Source organism: Sphingobium limneticum (genome assembly GCF_008710155.1).
GTDB lineage: Bacteria > Pseudomonadota > Alphaproteobacteria > Sphingomonadales > Sphingomonadaceae > Sphingobium > Sphingobium limneticum.
The window spans coordinates 111,268-128,868 of record NZ_VYPZ01000010.1 but is presented as its reverse complement, the minus strand read 5'-3'; the positions used below and the strand labels follow the sequence as shown (position 1 = coordinate 128,868).

At 64.7% G+C, this 17,601-nt stretch carries 15 protein-coding genes and 1 riboswitch; all 15 genes read left to right on the top strand.

The annotated features are described in order from the left end of the window. Positions 1–16: 16 nt before the first annotated feature. The 15 genes from F4U94_RS14020 (at position 17) to gltB (ending at position 17,592) form a co-directional block, all read left to right on the top strand. Positions 17–1,543 (top strand): DNA recombination protein RmuC, encoded by a 1,527-nt coding sequence (locus F4U94_RS14020; RefSeq protein ID WP_120251024.1) that lies wholly within the window; start codon positions 17–19, stop codon positions 1,541–1,543. 469 nt (positions 1,544–2,012) lie between these two features. After that, complete coding sequence (locus F4U94_RS14015; protein ID WP_232015744.1) at positions 2,013–2,642, top strand: nicotinate-nucleotide adenylyltransferase; 630 nt, start codon at positions 2,013–2,015, stop codon at positions 2,640–2,642. Positions 2,643–2,654: 12 nt separating this feature from the next. Beyond that, positions 2,655–3,044, top strand: a complete 390-nt coding sequence (gene rsfS / locus F4U94_RS14010) for a ribosome silencing factor (protein WP_120251026.1) — start codon at positions 2,655–2,657, stop codon at positions 3,042–3,044. Between the two features lie 169 nt (positions 3,045–3,213). After that, positions 3,214–3,636: a 23S rRNA (pseudouridine(1915)-N(3))-methyltransferase RlmH gene (locus F4U94_RS14005; RefSeq protein WP_120251027.1), complete on the top strand. Its 423-nt coding sequence runs from the start codon at positions 3,214–3,216 to the stop codon at positions 3,634–3,636. Positions 3,637–3,705: 69 nt separating this feature from the next. Further along, a complete protein-coding gene (locus tag F4U94_RS14000; RefSeq protein ID WP_427772239.1) occupies positions 3,706–4,923 on the top strand; it encodes a murein hydrolase activator EnvC family protein in 1,218 nt (405 codons plus the stop codon). 104 nt (positions 4,924–5,027) lie between these two features. Then, positions 5,028–6,377, top strand: coding sequence for a S41 family peptidase (locus F4U94_RS13995; protein WP_120251029.1), 1,350 nt, complete (start codon positions 5,028–5,030; stop codon positions 6,375–6,377). Positions 6,378–6,448: 71 nt separating this feature from the next. Continuing rightward, complete coding sequence (locus F4U94_RS13990; protein WP_120251030.1) at positions 6,449–6,943, top strand: disulfide bond formation protein B; 495 nt, start codon at positions 6,449–6,451, stop codon at positions 6,941–6,943. Continuing rightward, positions 6,940–7,494 (top strand): demethoxyubiquinone hydroxylase family protein, encoded by a 555-nt coding sequence (locus tag F4U94_RS13985; RefSeq protein ID WP_120251031.1) that lies wholly within the window; start codon positions 6,940–6,942, stop codon positions 7,492–7,494. Before F4U94_RS13990 ends, F4U94_RS13985 begins: the two co-directional genes overlap by 4 nt. 30 nt (positions 7,495–7,524) lie before the next feature. Then, a complete protein-coding gene (locus tag F4U94_RS13980) occupies positions 7,525–8,073 on the top strand; it encodes a hypothetical protein (protein ID WP_120251032.1) in 549 nt (182 codons plus the stop codon). Positions 8,074–8,162: 89 nt separating this feature from the next. Further along, positions 8,163–8,564: a hypothetical protein gene (locus tag F4U94_RS13975; RefSeq protein WP_120251033.1), complete on the top strand. Its 402-nt coding sequence runs from the start codon at positions 8,163–8,165 to the stop codon at positions 8,562–8,564. A gap of 47 nt (positions 8,565–8,611) precedes the next feature. Then, a riboswitch (yybP-ykoY riboswitch) is annotated at positions 8,612–8,781 on the top strand. A gap of 99 nt (positions 8,782–8,880) precedes the next feature. Continuing rightward, the gene (locus F4U94_RS13970; RefSeq protein WP_120252200.1) at positions 8,881–9,459 is read left to right on the top strand and encodes a TMEM165/GDT1 family protein; all 579 of its coding nucleotides are present in this window, start codon (positions 8,881–8,883) and stop codon (positions 9,457–9,459) included. Positions 9,460–9,539: 80 nt separating this feature from the next. Continuing rightward, entirely contained in the window at positions 9,540–10,466 is a 927-nt protein-coding gene (locus F4U94_RS13965) for a complex I NDUFA9 subunit family protein (RefSeq protein WP_120251034.1), read from the top strand. Positions 10,467–10,569: 103 nt separating this feature from the next. Continuing rightward, the gene (locus F4U94_RS13960) at positions 10,570–11,379 is read left to right on the top strand and encodes an undecaprenyl-diphosphate phosphatase (RefSeq protein ID WP_120251035.1); all 810 of its coding nucleotides are present in this window, start codon (positions 10,570–10,572) and stop codon (positions 11,377–11,379) included. Between the two features lie 164 nt (positions 11,380–11,543). Then, a complete protein-coding gene (locus F4U94_RS13955) occupies positions 11,544–12,995 on the top strand; it encodes an NAD(P)-dependent oxidoreductase (RefSeq protein ID WP_120251036.1) in 1,452 nt (483 codons plus the stop codon). A 58-nt stretch (positions 12,996–13,053) separates the two neighbouring features. Beyond that, on the top strand, positions 13,054–17,592 hold the full coding sequence (gltB, locus tag F4U94_RS13950) for a glutamate synthase large subunit (protein WP_120251037.1): 4,539 nt from the start codon (positions 13,054–13,056) through the stop codon (positions 17,590–17,592). Positions 17,593–17,601 lie beyond the last annotated feature (9 nt).

Here is a 17,601-nt window from a genome sequence, read left to right as displayed (position 1 = left end):
CAGACAAGGATATGCAATGGACAGCCTGGCCGCCCTTCTGATCGTCATCGCCCTGCTGATCGGCCTCGCCGTCGGCTGGCTGCTCCGGGGCAAGGCGCTTGCTCCGCTGGCCGCCGAAAAGGCGGACCTCGCCGGCAAGCTGGACCTCGCCACCAGCCAGCGCAACGGCGCCATCGCCGAACTGGCGGTCGAACAGGAGCGCGTCCATCAGGCCGCAACCCAGATCGCCCGGCTCGAAACCGCCCAGCAGGCCGCCGACCAGCGGCTGGACGCGATCCAGATCGCCGCCACGCAGAAACATGAAGCGCTGCAAGCCGCCGCCGCCCAGCGCATCGATTCCATTCAGGCCGACCGCGAAGCGGCGCTGCGCGAACTGGCCGCGCTCAAATCCGACACCCTGGCCCGCACCCAGGCCTTCGAGCAGCAGATCGCCGCGCTCAAGGATGCCAAGGAGCAACTGTCCGCCCAGTTCAGCGAGATTGGCGGCAAGCTGCTGGATCAGGCCCAGACCCAGTTCCTGACCCGCGCCGACCAGCGCTTCGCCCAGGCGAACGAAAAGAGCGAAGCGCAATTGAAGACGCTGCTCAACCCGGTCGAAACCACCCTCAAACGCTATGAGGAGGGCCTCGCCCGCGTCGAGAAGGACCGGGTCGGCAGCTATGCCGAACTGCGCGAAGCGGTGCAGCAGGTCCATCTGGGTCAGGGTCAGGTGCGCGAGGAAACCGCCAAGCTGGTCAACGCCCTGCGCGCCGCGCCCAAGACGCGCGGCCGCTGGGGCGAGCAGCAGTTCAAGAACCTCATCGAAACCGCCGGCCTCTCTCCCTTCGTGGATTTCAAGGAGGAAGTGTCGGTCGCCGTGGAGGCCAATGGCTCTGAAACCCGGATGCGGCCCGATTTCGTCATCAACCTGCCGGGCGACCAGCAGATGGTGGTCGACGTCAAATGCTCGCTCGTCGCCTATCTGAACGCCGTCGATCAGGTCGATCCCGCGCTGCGCGACGCCCATATGCTCGACCATGCCCGCGCCATGCGCACCCATGCCGACGCGCTGGGGCGCAAGGCCTATTGGGAACAGTTCGACAAGGCGCCCGATTTCGTCATCATGTATGTGCCGGGCGACAATTTCGTCACCGCCGCGCTGGAAGCGGACATGGACCTGTGGGAACGCGCGGCCAAGAATCGCGTCATCATCTGCGGGCCCGCCACCTTCCTTCCCCTCGCCCGCACACTGGCGGGCCATTGGCGTCAGGCCAAGATGCAGGAACAGGCGCAGCAGGTCGGCCAATTGGGCAAGGAACTATATGAACGCCTGTCCGTCGCCGCGACCCATTTGAAGCGCCTCGGTTCCGGCCTCAACAGCGCCGTTTCCAATTATAACAGCTTCATCGGCAGCTTCGAAAGCCGTGTCCTGTCCACCGGCCGCAAATTCCGCGACCTCGACATCGAAACCGGCGGCAAGGACATCGAAGCGATGGAGCCGCTCGACGTCCTCGCTCGCGACGCGCAGGCCGATGAGGCCAAGGCGCTGCCGGCGGCCGAATAAATAAAGCAGGAACAAGCCTCTCCGCCCCGCGTATCTTATGCAGAAGCGACGCAGCGCATCGCAGTCGCGGGCCGGAGAGTGTCATGTGGAAGTCTATATTATTCCGCCGCCCATTGCGGCGGCATGAAGACAGGACGGAGAAGATCGCACCGTCTCGCAAGACGCCATCCGTCGCCGACGGTCCCTTTGCCGATCTGATGGAGAAGTTGGACCGCATCCCCTATCGGCGCCAATGGAAACGCGCGTCGGGGCATTGATTGGCATCACGCTGTCCTATTCCCACCTTCCATGATAGCAGGATTGTGGCCCCGAAGCAGGTGCCCTTGAAGTAAGATAATGTCCTACTTCGCTTCGTAAATGTCGCAATTAGCGGGAAATGTGCGAAGTTAAGCGCGCTTTCCTATCGCCCCTACCCCAGTTCAGCGGCCGCCCCATTGCCGCCCAGCCTTCGCGCTGGCATGGCAGACCCATGAAAAAGATCGGCCTGCTCGGCGGCTCCTTCAACCCGGCCCATGGCGGCCATCGCGCCATTTCCCTCTTTGCCAAGGAAGCCCTCGGCCTCGACGAAGTGTGGTGGCTCGTGTCCCCCGGCAACCCGCTCAAGCCCGCCAAAGGCATGGCGCCCCTCTCCGCACGCCTTGCGCAGGCCCAGAATATCGCCCGCCGCGCCCCGATTCGCCCCACCGCGATCGAGCGCCACCTGCGCACCCGCTACACCGTCGACACCCTCCGCGCGCTGACCCTGCGCTACCCCCGCAACCGCTTCATCTGGCTGATGGGCGCCGATAATCTGGCGCAATTTGGCCAATGGCGCGACTGGCGCGGCATCGCGCGGCAAATGCCCATTGCCGTTGTCGCCCGTCCGGGCTATGATAGCGTTGCCCGTGGCTCTGTGGCCATGAGCTGGCTGCGGCGCTTCGTCCGGTCCGCGCGCCAGAGTGCAGACTGGACGAATTGGAGACCACCGGCGCTCGTGCTATTGCGCTTTCGCCCTGATCCAAGATCGGCGACCCTGCTGCGGCAGGCGGACCCCCTCTGGCATCGCGAATATGAAGCAACGTGTGCGCGCGATCCGCTCACGCGTCGGTACGTCATCTAGATTGGAGTTTCATTGTCTAACCTCGCCCCTGCCAACGATCCGGCCTTCGCCGCCGATTCCGTGGCCGCTCTCCATGCCCTCGTCATGCAGTCGCTCGACGACGACCAGGCACAGGAAACCATCTCGATCCCGCTGGAAGGCAAGAGCAGCATCGCCGATTATATGGTGATCGCGAGCGGCCGTTCGTCGCGTCAGGTCGCAGCGATCGCCCAGCATCTCGCCGAACGGATCAAGAAGGAAACCGGCCGCTCCGCCCGTGTCGAAGGCCTGCCGGTCGCCGACTGGGTGCTGATCGATGCCGGCGACGTGATCGTCCACCTGTTCAAGCCTGAAGTGCGCAGCTTCTACAATCTGGAACGGATGTGGGGCTTCGTCGACGCACCGGTCGCGGGCAACGCCTGAATCTGTCCGTCCGTTCGTCCTGAGTAGCTGCTGAGTCCTTCGACTGCCTGCTTGCAGCAGGCGCTCAGGGTAAACTTCACCGGAGGTGAAGTCGAAGCGGCGTATCGAAGGACTGCGCGGATGCTTCGATACGGGGCTGCGCCCCTACTCAGCATGAACGGGGTAGGGTTTGCTCCTCCACATCATCGCACGCGGCAAGATCGGGCGCTCGCCCGAAACCGAGCTGGTCGATCGCTATACCAAGCGGTTGACCATGCCGCACAAGATCACCGAAATGCCGGACCGGGGCGGCAAACTGCCCCCTGCCGGTCCCGGCACGGTGACGGTCATGCTGGATGAAAAGGGCAAGCAACTCGGCTCCATGGACTTCGCGCGCCGGATCGAGGGCTGGCGCGACGCGGGCAGCCGCGAATGCCGCTTCCTGATCGGCGCGGCGGACGGTTTCGACGATGCCGACCGGGCGAACGCCGATCTACTGATCGCCTTCGGCGCCATGACCTGGCCGCATATGATGGCCCGCGCGATGCTGGCCGAACAGCTCTGGCGCGCCTGCTCCATCCTCGCCAACCATCCTTATCATCGCGAAGGCTAGAACCGCCTGCAATTTCCGCCTAGTCAGGGACGATATCAGGCAGGGCACCGGGTGAAGCGTAACATCCTCATGGCAAGCGGACTGACGGGCCTTCTGGCTCTCGCCGCCACGCGCCTGCCCGCCGCCGATGACAGCGCCATCATCCTGTCCGGCACCGCCGGCACCACGCTGGCGCAGGAGCAGCAGGCGCTCAAAAACGCCCGCCGCCAGTCGGACGAGGCACGCGACCGCTCTGCCCGGCTCGACCAGCAGGCCGGCGCCGCTCGCGACGAAGCCGAACAGGCCCGCCGTCGCGCCGCCGCACTCGCCGCCCGCATCCAGCAGGCGGAGGCCGATATTCAGGCTGCCCAAGCCCGCATCGCCATCATCAACCGGCTGCAACGCGCCCAGGCCGCCCGCCTCGCCACCAAGCAAGAGCCGGTCGTCCGCCTGACCGCCGCGCTCCAGATGATGTCCCGCCGTCCGTTAACCTTGGCGCTGGTGCAACCGGGATCGGTGGCCGATGCCGTGCATATGCGCGCGGTGCTGGGCCAAGTGCTACCCGTCATCGAACAGCGCACCGCCGGGCTGCGGCAGGAACTGGGCAAGAGCCGCGCCCTGCGCGCCACCGCGCAGCAGGCATCCGACGCCCTCACCCAGGCGCAAACCGACCGCAAGGACCGGCAAACCGCCCTGGCCGCATTGGAAGCGCAAAAGCGCGTCGCCGCCCGCGACTATCGCGCCAATGCCGGCATGGAGAGCGAACGCGCCCTCGCGCTGGGCGAACGCGCCCGCGACATCGTCGACCTGATGGACCGGCTGGAGGAAGCGGGCGACCTGCGCGAGCGGCTGGCCGCCCTGTCCGGCCCATTGCTCCGCCCCGCGCGCCCCGACCAGGCCGGCGCCGCCGCCCCGGAGCGCGAGGCTTCCGCCAGCGGACCGCCGCCCTATCGCCTGCCCGTGATCGGCCAACTCGTCACCGGCATGGGAGAGGTCAATGACGGCGGCGTCCGCTCGCGTGGCCTGACGCTGGTGACGCAACCCGGCGCGCAGGCGATCGCGCCGACGGCCGGCCGCATCGCCTTTGCCGGTCCCTATCGCGATTATGGCCAGATCCTCATCATCGACCATGGCCAGGGCTGGACCACGCTCATCACTGGCCTGCACCGCGTCACCGCGCAGGTCGGGGACACCGTGCGCCAGGGCGAACCGGTCGGCATTACCGGCCCCGAACGCCCGAATATCACCGTCGAACTGCGCCGCAACGGCCGGCCGGTGGATATCGTGCCGCTGGTGGGGCTGGGTTAACCTTACGCTCATCGATCCCGCGCGACACTCCATCGAAGCGCGCTTTTGCGTTGCGGCACGAATCGGCCTATATCGGAGCATTGATGCACACTCCTAGGACAGCCATGAAATCCACTTTCCTCCAGGGCGCGGTTGCGCTCGGGGCGCTTGCGCTCATTCCGGCTACCACCGCAGCGCTCGCCGATGGGGAGGCGTCCAGCTACAAGGCGCTCGATGAATTCATGGACGTGTTCCAGAAAGTGCGCAGCGACTATGTCGAAAAGGTCGACGACGAAAAGCTGATCAAGGGCGCGATCGACGGCATGCTGGCCAGCCTGGATCCGCACAGCAGCTTCCTCGACGCGCGCGATTTCCAGAATCTGCGCACCCAGACGGAGGGCAGCTATGGCGGCCTCGGCCTCTCGGTCACGCAGGAGGATGGCGCAGTCAAGGTGATCGCGCCGACGCAGGATACCCCCGCCTGGCGCGCGGGGATCAAGGCGGGCGACTATATTACTCATATCGACGGCCAGTTGATCTATGGCGGCACGCTGGACGAAGCGGTGGAAAAGATGCGCGGTGCGCCGGGCACCAGCCTGAAGCTCACCCTCGTCCGCGCCGGCCGCGACAAGCCGATCGAACTGACCCTGACGCGCGAGATCATCCAGCTCAAGCCCGTCAAATGGGAAGTGAAGAACAATATCGGCGTGATCAACATCGTCAGCTTCTCGGCCAATACCGGGGCGGACGTGCGGTCGGCGATCCGCAGCATCGACAAGAGCCTGGGCCACAAGCCCACCGGCTATATCCTCGACCTGCGCTCCAACCCGGGCGGCCTGCTGGATGAAGCGGTGAACGTTAGCGACGCCTTCCTGGAACGCGGCGAGATCGTATCGCAGCGCGGCCGGGCCAAGGGCGATGTCGAACGCTATTATGCCAAGCCGGGCGACGATGCGAAGGGCCTGCCGGTCATCGTGCTGGTCGATGCCGGTTCCGCCTCGGCCTCTGAAATCGTGGCTGGCGCGTTGCAGGACCAGCATCGCGCGCTGGTGATGGGCGAACGCAGCTTCGGCAAGGGCAGCGTCCAGACGATGCTGCCGCTGTCCAACACGACGGCGCTCAAGCTCACGACCGCGCGCTATTACACGCCATCGGGCCGCAGCGTGCAGGAAGGGGGCATCCAGCCCGACATCCGCGTGCCGCAACTGTCCGATCCCGATTACAAGAACCGGCCGAAATATCGCGAAAGCGACCTGCGCCGTCACCTGATCAACGAGATCAAGACCGACGACAAGGTGCTGGAAGAAGATTCGAAGGACGATCCGCGCTTTGCGATGTCGGCCGAGGATCTGAAGAAGAAGGGCGTGGAGGATTTCCAGCTCGACTATGCGCTCAAGACCATCTCGCGCCTTGCCGGCACGCCGGGCGCGACCATCGCCCAGGCGCAGGCGGCACGAAAGCCGGGCGCGAAATAATCCGCCGCCCGGCAGACAGGCCGCTGCAAGTTCAGCATGACGAAAGCATGGCGAGGGTTTAAGCGGCTGATATGAACAGCCTGTCTCCCTCCCTTGCCAAGGCCCGCGCGCTGGCGCTGCTCGCGCCGCTCGTCATGCTGGCCGGTGCTTATGCCTTTCAATATGTAGGCGGCCTGCATCCGTGCGAAATGTGCTGGTGGCAACGTTATGCCCATTTCGCCGCCATCCCGCTGGCGCTGGTCGCCTATGCTGCGCGCGGGCGCGCCTGCATCAGCGGGCTCTTCGCGGGCCTTGCGGGGATTGCCGTCGGCATTAGCGGCCTCATCGGCCTGTTCCATGCCGGCGTCGAATATGGCTGGTGGGAAGGGCTGACCACCTGCTCCACCTCTCCCGCCGGCGGCAGCGGCGCCGACATATTGAACCAGATCATGGCCAGCCCCATCACCCGCTGCGACGTTGCCGCATGGAAGATGGCCGGCATTTCGATGGCGGGCTATAACGGCCTCTTGTCCAGCGCGGTCGCACTCGCCATCTTGGCCCTGCTGCTAAAAGCGAGGAAAGCATGAGCGTTGCCAAGGATTTCCCCCGGCTGGGCAAGCGTTTGAGCGACGCTGATCGCGCCTCCATGGTGCGGGTCGACCAGGCCGGTGAGTTCGGTGCGGTGCGCATCTATGGCGGGCAACTGGCGGTGATGGGCGATCGTCATCCCTATGGCCGGCTGATTGCCGGCATGGCGGCGCAGGAAGAACGGCATCGCGCCGCTTTCGACGCGATGATCGCGCGGCGCGGCGTGCGGCCGACCATCCTCTCCCCTTTCTGGCATGTCGCCGGCTTCGCGCTGGGCGCGGTGACCGCCGCCATGGGGCCGAAAGCCGCCATGGCCTGCACCGCTGCGGTCGAAACCGAAATCGACAAACATTATGCCGATCAGTTGGAGGCTCTGGGCGAAGAAGATCCGGAACTCTCGACCGCCATTGCGGATTTTCAGGCGGAGGAGGTCGAGCATCGCGAGACCGCCATCGCCCATGGCGCCGAACAGGCCCCCGCTTACCCCCTCCTGTCGGGCGCCATCCGTTTGGGATGTCGGGCCGCCATCGCCCTATCGAAAAGAATATGACGCCCAAGCGCATCTGAAAAGGACGGACTGATGATGAAGACCCCGATGATCGCCAAGGCTTTGACCCTGGGGCTGCTGATGCTGGGCGCGTCCGTCCCCGCGCTGGCCCAACCCGCGTCCGCTCCGACCGCCGTGACCGATCCGGCGTCCGAAAAGGTCAATATCGTGATCGTCTATGGCGATGATGCCTGCCCGCAAAGTGCCGGTAACGACATCGTCGTATGCGCGCGCAAGGGGGAGGAGGAACGCTATCGCATTCCCGAACCGCTGCGCGGCGACCCGAACAAGCCGAGCAATCAGGCCTGGGGCGAGCGCGTGCGATCGATGGAATATGTCGGCCGGTCCGGCACGGAAAGCTGCTCGCCGGTGGGCGGCGGCGGCGCGACCGGCTGCTTCGCGCAATTGTCGCGTCTGGCCAAGGCCGAGCGACAGGCGCTGGACAATGCCAGCTGGAAGGATCTGGTCGCGGCCGAGCGCGCCAAGCGCCTGTCGACGATCGATTCCGACAGCGATGCGATCGAAGCGCGCGTGAAGGCGGAAGAAAAGGCGGCGGCACAGCAAACGCCGCCGCAGAAATAACGGTTTCGGGGCGCCGGCGGCGTCCCGACCATGAACCGCCGGGCCATGGGCACGTTCGGCATGTGACAGGGGTGTGAAGGATTTTGTTGATGCGCCACCCTGTCCTGCTCCCCCTGATCGGCCTGCTGCTGGTCCCGATGCTGCCCGCAACGGCCGCCGCACAAGCAGAACCGCCGCCCGAACGGAACATCAACCTGCTGGTCTATGGCGACGATCCCTGTCCGGAAAGCAAGGGCGACGAAATCGTCGTATGCGCGCGCAAGCCCGAATCGGAACGCTATCGCATCCCCAAGAAGCTGCGCGAAAAGCCGGCCGTCGCTGGCGGTCCCGGCTGGGGCAGCCAGGTCGCGAACATGGAACAGGTGCAGCGGCAGAATCTGCCCAACAGCTGCTCGGTGATCGGCAGCAACGGCTTTACCGGCTGCACCGCGCAGATGCTGCAACAATGGTTCGCCGAACGGCGGATGCAGCAAAGCGCCGGCGAACCCTGACCGCAGCAGGAGTCAGGCTTGCCATCTGCCTCCGCTTCCCGTAACGCGCACTCGTCATCTGGGGAGTAGCCAGCCGTTCCGCGTCAAGCGGACGGGCCATGCGTCAACATATTTGGTCGAGAGGCCATGGCGTATGGGATGCGGATACGAAAGCATCGCGCGTAAAAGTGGGCACCGGTTTTGCGCTCGCAGCGATGCTTCAATGATGTTCCGCATCGGGCGAGACCAATGGCATCGACGCTTTCCTGTCCGGCCGGGCGGAAAGCGACGATGGCATTGTGTCTGCTTAACCTACGCCCGGCCCGGAAACATGACGATGGAAGCACTCCTTACCTCCGCCGCGCTGGTCGCGCTCGCCGAAATGGGCGACAAGACGCAATTGCTCGCCATGCTGCTCGCCACCCGCTTCAGAAAGCCGGTGCCGATCATCCTGGGCATTTTCGCCGCTACGGTGGCCAATCATTTCCTCGCCGCGCTGGTCGGCCATTCGATCGCCGGCGTGTTGACCCAACCCTGGTTCCGCTACGCCGTCGCCGCGTCCTTCATCGCCATGGCCGCCTGGACGTTGGTGCCTGACAAGATCGACGAGGACGCGCCGCTGAAGGCTCCGTCCAAGGCGGGCGTGTTCGTCACCACGCTGGTCGCTTTCTTTCTGGTCGAGATGGGCGACAAAACGCAGGTCGCCACCGTGGCGTTGGGTGCCCGTTTCGACAATCTGATCGCCGTCACCATGGGCACGACGCTGGGCATGATGGTCGCCAATGTGCCGGCCGTGCTGTTTGGCGAAGCGCTGGCCAAGAAGGTGCCGATGCGTGCGTTGCAGGTCGGCGCGGCACTGCTGTTCCTGGGTCTGGGCCTTTGGATGCTGGCCGATTTGCAGGGCTGGCTGAGCTAAAGCCGGTTGTCAGCGCGCAGTGGCTGTTGCAAGGGGAATGGCAGAGTCATTCCCCTAAACATGGACATGGGACGCGCGTGATGAAGGACAGTCTGGTAACGATCTTCGGCGGCGGCGGCTTTCTGGGCCGGCAGGTCGCGCAGGCGCTGATGGCGCGCGGCGCGCGCGTGCGGATTGCGCAGCGCGACTTGGCTAGCGCGGTCAAGATAAAGGCGCTCGGCAATCTGGGCCAGTCCCAGTTCGTCGCGGCCGACATCCGCAAGCGTGCAACGGTCGATCGCGCCATTCATGGCAGCGACATCGTCATCAACCTGGTCGGCATCCTGTCCGGCGATTTCGACGCCTTCCATCGTGACGGCGCGGCCAACGTGGCTCAAGCCGCTGCGGCGGCGGGCGTCAAGGCGCTGGTCCATATCTCCGCCATCGGCGCGGACGCGAACAGCCCCAGCGCCTATGGCCGGTCGAAGGCAGCAGGCGAAGACGCGGTCAAGGCCGCCTTCCCGACCGCGACCATCATCCGTCCCTCGATCATCTTCGGTGCGGAAGACCAGTTCCTCAACCGTTTCGCGCAACTCATCGGCTCCGCGCCGGTGATCCCCGTGATCAGCGCTGCGACCAAATTCCAGCCCGTCTATGTGGCCGACGTCGCACAGGCGATCGTCAATGCAGCCGAGCAGCCCGGCATCTTCGGTGGCAAGACCTTCGAGGTCGCCGGTCCGCAAGTGATGAGCATGAAGGACATCAACGCCTGGATCGCCAAGGCGATCGGCCGCGACAAGCCGCTAGTGGACGTCCCCAATGGCTTCGCCTCTCTGCTGGCGCTGCTGCCCGGCGGGCCGATCACCCGCGACCAACTCGCCATGCTGGGCCGCGACAATGTCGCCGCTCCGGGTAGCGAAGGGTTGGCCGCGCTGGGCATCGACGCGACGCCGCTGACCGCCGTGGCGGCCAAGTGGATGGTCCGTTATCGCCGCCATGGCCGCTTCGCCGGCCGGGTCAGCGCCTGAACTTTAGAGAAGGAGGCGGGGCAATCGTTCGGATAGCCTCGCCAACAATGCTCCTCCCCGAAACCGGGGAGGATTTTTTATGCCAAGCACATAGGGCGTTGCCATGGACCTCCATTATCTGACCGTCATCCTGCTGGGCATCGTCGAGGGGCTGACCGAATTTCTGCCCGTGTCCTCGACCGGCCACCTGATCCTGGCGAGCGAATTGCTGGGCTATGACAGTTCGACCTGGGCGATGTTCAACGTCATCATCCAGCTGGGCGCGATCCTGGCGGTGGTGGTACTCTACTGGCGCACCTTCTGGGCGGTGGGCATGGGCCTGCTGCGCCGCGAGCCGGTCAGCTGGCGCTTCCTGCGCAACCTCATCATCGCCTTCATCCCTGCCGCCATCATCGGCCTGGCCGTCCACGACTATGTCGAGATGCTGCTGGGCGCGCCCAAGGTCGTCGCCTGGGCACTGATCGCCGGCGGCGTTGCGATCCTGCTGATCGAACGCGCGGTGAAGGAGCATCGCTTCCACGGCATCGCAGACATTCCGGTCGTCCGCGTGATCGGTATCGGCCTGATCCAATGTATCGCGATGATCCCGGGCGTCAGCCGTTCGGGCGCGACGATCATGGGCGCGCTGACGCTAGGCGTCGAACGCCGCACTGCCGCGGAATTCAGCTTCTTCCTTGCCATCCCCACCATGTTGGGCGCGACCACGCTGGAGCTGCTCAAGAAGGGCGATCAGATCACCAGCGCCGCCGTGGGATGGGACAGTATCGCACTGGGCTTCATCGTCTCCTTCATCGTCGCTTTGCTGGTCATCAAATGGTTCGTCGGGCTGGTGTCGAAACATGGATTCGCGCCCTTCGCCTGGTATCGAATCATCGCGGGCGTGGCTGCCCTTATCTGGCTCGCGGCGAGGTAGGTCCGGATCGGTCGCAATTAATGCCCAATATTTGCGACACATTCTCAACAATGATGAAATTGCTTGAATAATAGGTAAGCTTTGCTGACTCAACTCTCAGAATCGGCGTGACTCCGTCGGTTTTCCTGCTATGCGCACTTCAGCAACATAGTAGGGACTAGGGTATGGCCGACAATCCGATGCTGAAATTCGTGGGCAAGGTGCAATCCTACCCGGAAAAACGCGCGGCCGATGATCGGGCCGACGATTTTCTGGAAATCAGCAAGTCGTTCATTCTGGACAAGGCCGAGGAGCAGGCCTCGCGCTGTTCGCAATGCGGCGTGCCTTATTGCTCGACCCATTGCCCGCTGCACAATCATATCCCGGACTGGCTGCGCCTGACCGCAGAGGGGCGTCTGCGCGAAGCCTATGAGCTGTCGAACCTGACCAGTACCATGCCGGAAATCTGTGGTCGCATCTGCCCGCAGGATCGCCTGTGCGAAGGCAATTGCGTCATCGAATTTTCCGGCCATGGCGCCGTGACCATCGGCAGCGTCGAAAAATACATCACCGACACCGCCTGGAAGGAAGGCTGGGTCGAAGCGCTCGTCCCCGGTCAGCCGCGCGGCCAGTCCATCGGCGTGATCGGCGCGGGGCCTGCCGGCCTGACCACCGCCGAATATCTGCGCGTGGCCGGCTATGATGTGCATGTCTACGACCGGCACGACCGCGCCGGCGGTCTGCTGACCTATGGCATCCCCGGCTTCAAGCTGGAGAAGGACGTCGTCATGCGCCGCATCCAGCGCCTCAAGGACGGCGGCATCGTGTTCCACGACAGCTTCGAGATCGGCCGCGACGCCACGCTGGAACAGTTGCGCCAAAAGCATGACGCGATCCTGATCGCGACGGGCGTCTACAAGCCCCGCGACATCAAGGCGCCGGGCGTGGGTGCGGCGGGCGTGGTCAAGGCGCTCGATTATCTCACCGCCTCCAACAAGGCCGGGTTCGGCGATGCCGTGCCGGAGCATGAGGATGGCACGCTGTTGGCGACGGGCAAGAATGTCGTCGTCATCGGCGGCGGCGACACGGCGATGGACTGCGTCCGCACCGCCATTCGCCAGGGCGCCAAGTCGGTGAAGTGCCTCTATCGCCGCGACCGCGACAATATGCCCGGATCGCAGCGTGAAGTCGCCAATGCCGAGGAAGAAGGCGTCGAATTCGTCTGGCTGACCGCGCCGATCGCCTTTGAAGGCACGGAGCATGTCACCGGCGTCAAGGTCACCAAGATGCGTCTGGGTCAGCCCGACGCTTCGGGTCGCCGCGCACCGGAAGCCGATCCGGGCAGCGAGCATACGCTGGAAGCGGACCTCGTCATCAAGGCGCTGGGCTATGATCCGGAGGAACTGCCCAAGCTGTTCGGCGCGGACGATCTGTCCGTCACCCGCTGGGGCACGCTGCGCGTCGATCACAAGACGATGATGACCAGCGTGGATGGCGTGTTTGCGGCCGGCGACATCGTGCGCGGCGCGTCTCTGGTCGTCTGGGCGATCCGCGACGGCCGCGATGTGACCGACCATATGCACCGCTATTTGAAGACGAAGGCCAAGGCAGCGGCGGGCGAGCGGGTCGCGGCGTAAACTGCCGCCCCGCCTCACCCCTGCCTCATCTCATCATCATCGGAAGGAAGGCCCGATCATGACCGACACCAATTTCATGGCCAGCCCGGAAGAGCGCGCACGCATCGCTGCCCAGGGCATGTATCACCCCGATCTGGAAGGCGACGCCTGTGGCGTGGGCCTGGTCGCCGCCACCGATGGCCGGCCGAGCCGCCGCGTGGTTGCCAGCGCGATCGACGCGCTCAAGGCCGTGTGGCACCGTGGTGCCGTGGACGCCGATGGCAAGACCGGCGATGGCGCCGGCATCCATGTCGACCTGCCCGTGCGCTTCTTCGATGACGCGATCGCCGATTCGGGCCACAAGCCGCTGCCCAATCGCCTTGCCGTCGGCATGATCTTCCTGCCGCGCACCGATCTTGGCGCGCAGGAAGCCTGCCGCACCATCGTCGAAAGCGAAATCATCGAGGCGGGCTACACCATCTATGGCTGGCGCCAGGTGCCGGTCGACGTGTCTGTCATCGGCCAGAAGGCGCAGGCGACCCGTCCCGAAATCGAGCAGATCATGATCGCCGGCCCGATGCCGGAAGAACGCGATCAGGCCGAGTTCGAAAAGGATCTCTACCTCATCCGTCGCCGGATCGAGAAGAAGGTCATCGCCGCGCAGATCCAGGATTTCTACATCTGCTCGCTGTCCTGCCGCTCGATCATCTACAAGGGACTGTTCCTGGCGGAATCGCTGTCGGTCTTCTTCCCCGACTTGCAGGATGAACGGTTCGAAAGCCGCGTGGCCATCTTCCACCAGCGCTATTCGACCAACACCTTCCCGCAATGGTGGCTGGCCCAGCCGTTCCGCACGCTCGCCCACAATGGCGAGATCAACACGATCCGCGGCAACAAGAATTGGATGAAGAGCCACGAGATCAAGATGGCCTCCCTCGCTTTTGGCGAGCAGTCGGAGGATATCAAGCCAGTGATCCCGGCCGGCGCGTCGGATACCGCCGCGCTCGACGCCGTGTTCGAAGCGATCTGCCGCTCGGGCCGCGACGCGCCGACCGCCAAGCTGATGCTGGTGCCCGAAGCATGGCAGGCCGACAGCGCCGATCTGCCCAAGCCGCATGCGGACATGTACGAATATCTCGCTTCCGTGATGGAGCCGTGGGACGGCCCCGCCGCTCTGGCGATGACCGATGGCCGCTGGGTCGTGGCCGGCGTGGACCGCAACGCGCTGCGCCCGCTGCGCTACACGCTGACCGGCGACAATCTGCTGATTGTCGGGTCCGAAACCGGCATGGTCGTCGTGCCGGAAACCACCATCGTCAAAAAGGGCCGCATGGGTCCCGGCCAGATGATCGCCGTCGATCTTCAGGAAGGCGAAATCTATGACGACCGCGCGATCAAGGATCAGATCGCCGGCGAACGCCCCTATGGCGACCTGATCAAGGATTTCCTGACCGTCGACGATCTGGCCGATGCGCCCAGCGCGCTGCCGACCTGGGACAAGGCGGAACTGACCCGCCGTCAGGTGGCCGCCAACCTGACGCTGGAGGATATGGAGCTGATCCTGTCCCCCATGGTCGAGGATGCGAAGGAAGCGATCGGGTCGATGGGCGACGACACGCCGCTCGCCGTCATTTCCGACAAGCCGCGCACGATCAGCCATTTCTTCCGTCAGAATTTCAGCCAGGTCACCAACCCGCCGATCGATCCGTTGCGCGAAAGGCACGTCATGAGCCTCAAGACGCGCTTCTCCAACCTCCACAACATTCTGGAGGAAGGCGCGCAGAACAGCCATGTTCTGGTGCTGGAATCGCCGGTGGTGACGAGCGGCGAATGGGCGCGGCTCAGGGCCTATTTCGGTCCGGCAGTGGCTGAAATCGACTGCACCTTCCCGGCCTCTGGCGGGCAGGAGCAACTGCGCGCCGCCATTGCCCGCATCCGTGAGGAAGCCGAGCAGGCCGTGCGTGAAGGGCGCACCGAAATCTTCCTGACCGACGAGGGCGTCAGCGCCGATCGCGCCGCGATTGCCGGCGTGCTGGCAGCCGCAGCGGTGCATACGCATCTGGTCCGCAAGGGGCTGCGCAGCTACGCGTCGATCAACGTGCGCTCATCCGAAGCGCTAGATACCCATTATTTCGCGGTGCTGATCGGCGTCGGCGCGACGACGGTGAACGCCTATCTGGCCGAAGCCAGCATCGCGGACCGTCATGGCCGTGGCCTGTTCGGCGACCTGTCGCTGGACGCCTGCATCGAGCGTTATCGCACGGCGATCAACGAAGGCCTGCTGAAGATCATGTCCAAAATGGGCATCGCGGTCATCAGCTCCTATCGCGGGGGCTATAATTTCGAAGCGGTCGGCCTGTCGCGCGCGCTGGTCAACGATCTCTTCCCCGGCATGCCGGCGAAGATTTCGGGCGAAGGCTATGCATCGCTCCATTACAGCGCGATGCTGCGCCACGAACAGGCCTTCGACGCGGCGGCCGTGCGCCTGCCGATCGGCGGCTTCTATCGCCAGCGTCAGGGTGGTGAGAGCCATGCCTATTCCGCGCAGCTGATGCACCTGTTGCAGACCGCCGTGGCGACCGACAGCTATTCGACCTATCTGCAATTTTCGCGCGGCGTGCGCGATTTGCCGCCAGTCTATCTGCGTGACCTGATGGAGTTCAACTTCGCCCGCGAAGCCGTCCCCATCGATGAGGTCGAAGCGACCACCGAAATCCGCAAGCGCTTCGTGACGCCGGGCATGTCGCTGGGCGCGCTCAGCCCCGAAGCGCATGAGACGCTGGCGATCGCGATGAACCGCATCGGCGCCAAGGCCGTGTCGGGCGAAGGCGGCGAGGATGCGAACCGCTTCAAGCCCTATGAAAATGGCGACAACGCCAATTCGGTGATCAAGCAGATCGCGTCGGGCCGCTTCGGCGTCCATGCCGAATATCTGGCATCGGCCGAGGAAATCGAGATCAAGGTCGCGCAGGGCGCCAAGCCTGGCGAAGGCGGCCAGCTACCCGGTTTCAAGGTGACCGAGTTCATCGCCAAGCTGCGCCATTCGACGCCGGGCGTGACGCTCATCTCACCCCCGCCGCATCACGACATCTATTCGATCGAGGATCTGGCGCAGCTCATCTACGACTGCAAGATGATCAACCCGCGCGCCCGCGTATGCGTGAAGCTGGTCAGCCAGGCCGGTATCGGCACGGTGGCGGCGGGCGTGGCAAAAGCCCACGCGGACGTCATCCTGATCGCCGGCCATGTCGGCGGCACGGGCGCATCGCCCCAGACGTCGATCAAATATGCCGGCACGCCCTGGGAAATGGGCCTGTCGGAAGCCAATCAGGTGCTGACCCTCAACGGTCTGCGCCATCGCGTGAAGCTGCGCACCGACGGCGGCCTCAAGACCGGACGAGACATCGTGATCGCCGCGATCCTGGGCGCCGAGGAATATGGCATCGGCACATTGTCGCTGGTCGCCATGGGCTGCATCATGGTGCGTCAGTGCCACAGCAACACCTGCCCCGTCGGCGTGTGCGTTCAGGATGAAAAGCTACGCCAGAAGTTCACCGGCACGCCGGAGAAGGTCATCAACCTGATGACCTTCATCGCCGAGGAAGTGCGCGAAGTGCTGGCTCGCCTTGGCTTCCGCAGCCTGGATGAGGTGATCGGGCGGACCGAGCTGCTCAAGCAGGTCAATCGCGGCGCCGAGCATCTGGACGATCTCGACCTGAACCCGATCCTGGCCAAGGTGGATGCCCCGGACGATCAGCGCCGCTTCAGCCTGACCGCGTGGCGCAACGAAGTGCCCGACAGCCTGGACGCGCAGATGATGCGCGATGCCAAGGCGGTGTTCGAGCGCGGCGAGAAGATGCAGCTGACCTATACGGTGCGCAACACGCATCGCGCCGTCGGCACCCGCCTCTCCTCCGCCGTGACCGACCGGTTCGGCATGTCGACCTTGGCCGACGGCCATCTGACCGTGCGCCTGCGCGGCTCTGCCGGCCAGTCGCTGGGCGCTTTCCTCTGCAAGGGCATCACCCTCGAAGTGTTCGGCGACGCCAACGACTATGTCGGCAAGGGGCTTTCGGGCGGCATCATCAAGGTGCGCACGACCGTCTCCAGCCCGCTTTCGTCCAAGGATAACACCATCCTCGGCAACACCGTCCTCTACGGCGCGACCAGCGGCAAGCTGTTCGCGGCAGGTCAGGCCGGCGAGCGCTTCGCCGTCCGCAACTCGGGCGCGCAGGTCGTGGTCGAAGGCTGCGGCGCGAACGGCTGTGAATATATGACCGGCGGCACGGCGGTCATCCTGGGCAAGACCGGCGCCAATTTCGGCGCGGGCATGACCGGCGGCATGGCCTTCATCCTGGACGAGGATGGCAGCTTCCCGACGCAGGCCAACCCGGAAGGCATCGTCTGGCAGCGGCTGGACAGCGCCTATTGGGAAACGCAGGTCAAGGCACTGATCGCCGAACATGCGGTGGCGACGGACAGCAAATGGTCCAACACCATCCTGGACGATTGGGATCGCTGGCGCCGGTACATCTGGCAGGTCTGCCCTAAGGAAATGCTCAGCCGCCTCGCTCATCCACTGAGCGACGCGCCGGCAGAAACGGTCGCGGCCGAATAATCAAAGCCG

Coding starts and splice junctions, on each gene's coding strand:
- F4U94_RS13995 (WP_120251029.1), top strand. CDS start 5,028: ATGAAATCCACTTTCCTCCAGGGCGCGGTTGCGCTCGGGGCGCTTGCG.
- F4U94_RS13975 (WP_120251033.1), top strand. CDS start 8,163: ATGCGCCACCCTGTCCTGCTCCCCCTGATCGGCCTGCTGCTGGTCCCG.
- F4U94_RS13990 (WP_120251030.1), top strand. CDS start 6,449: ATGAACAGCCTGTCTCCCTCCCTTGCCAAGGCCCGCGCGCTGGCGCTG.
- F4U94_RS13960 (WP_120251035.1), top strand. CDS start 10,570: ATGGACCTCCATTATCTGACCGTCATCCTGCTGGGCATCGTCGAGGGG.
- F4U94_RS13955 (WP_120251036.1), top strand. CDS start 11,544: ATGGCCGACAATCCGATGCTGAAATTCGTGGGCAAGGTGCAATCCTAC.
- F4U94_RS14015 (WP_232015744.1), top strand. CDS start 2,013: ATGAAAAAGATCGGCCTGCTCGGCGGCTCCTTCAACCCGGCCCATGGC.
- F4U94_RS13985 (WP_120251031.1), top strand. CDS start 6,940: ATGAGCGTTGCCAAGGATTTCCCCCGGCTGGGCAAGCGTTTGAGCGAC.
- gltB (WP_120251037.1), top strand. CDS start 13,054: ATGACCGACACCAATTTCATGGCCAGCCCGGAAGAGCGCGCACGCATC.
- F4U94_RS14020 (WP_120251024.1), top strand. CDS start 17: ATGGACAGCCTGGCCGCCCTTCTGATCGTCATCGCCCTGCTGATCGGC.
- F4U94_RS13980 (WP_120251032.1), top strand. CDS start 7,525: ATGATGAAGACCCCGATGATCGCCAAGGCTTTGACCCTGGGGCTGCTG.
- F4U94_RS14000 (WP_427772239.1), top strand. CDS start 3,706: ATGGCAAGCGGACTGACGGGCCTTCTGGCTCTCGCCGCCACGCGCCTG.
- F4U94_RS13965 (WP_120251034.1), top strand. CDS start 9,540: ATGAAGGACAGTCTGGTAACGATCTTCGGCGGCGGCGGCTTTCTGGGC.
- F4U94_RS13970 (WP_120252200.1), top strand. CDS start 8,881: ATGGAAGCACTCCTTACCTCCGCCGCGCTGGTCGCGCTCGCCGAAATG.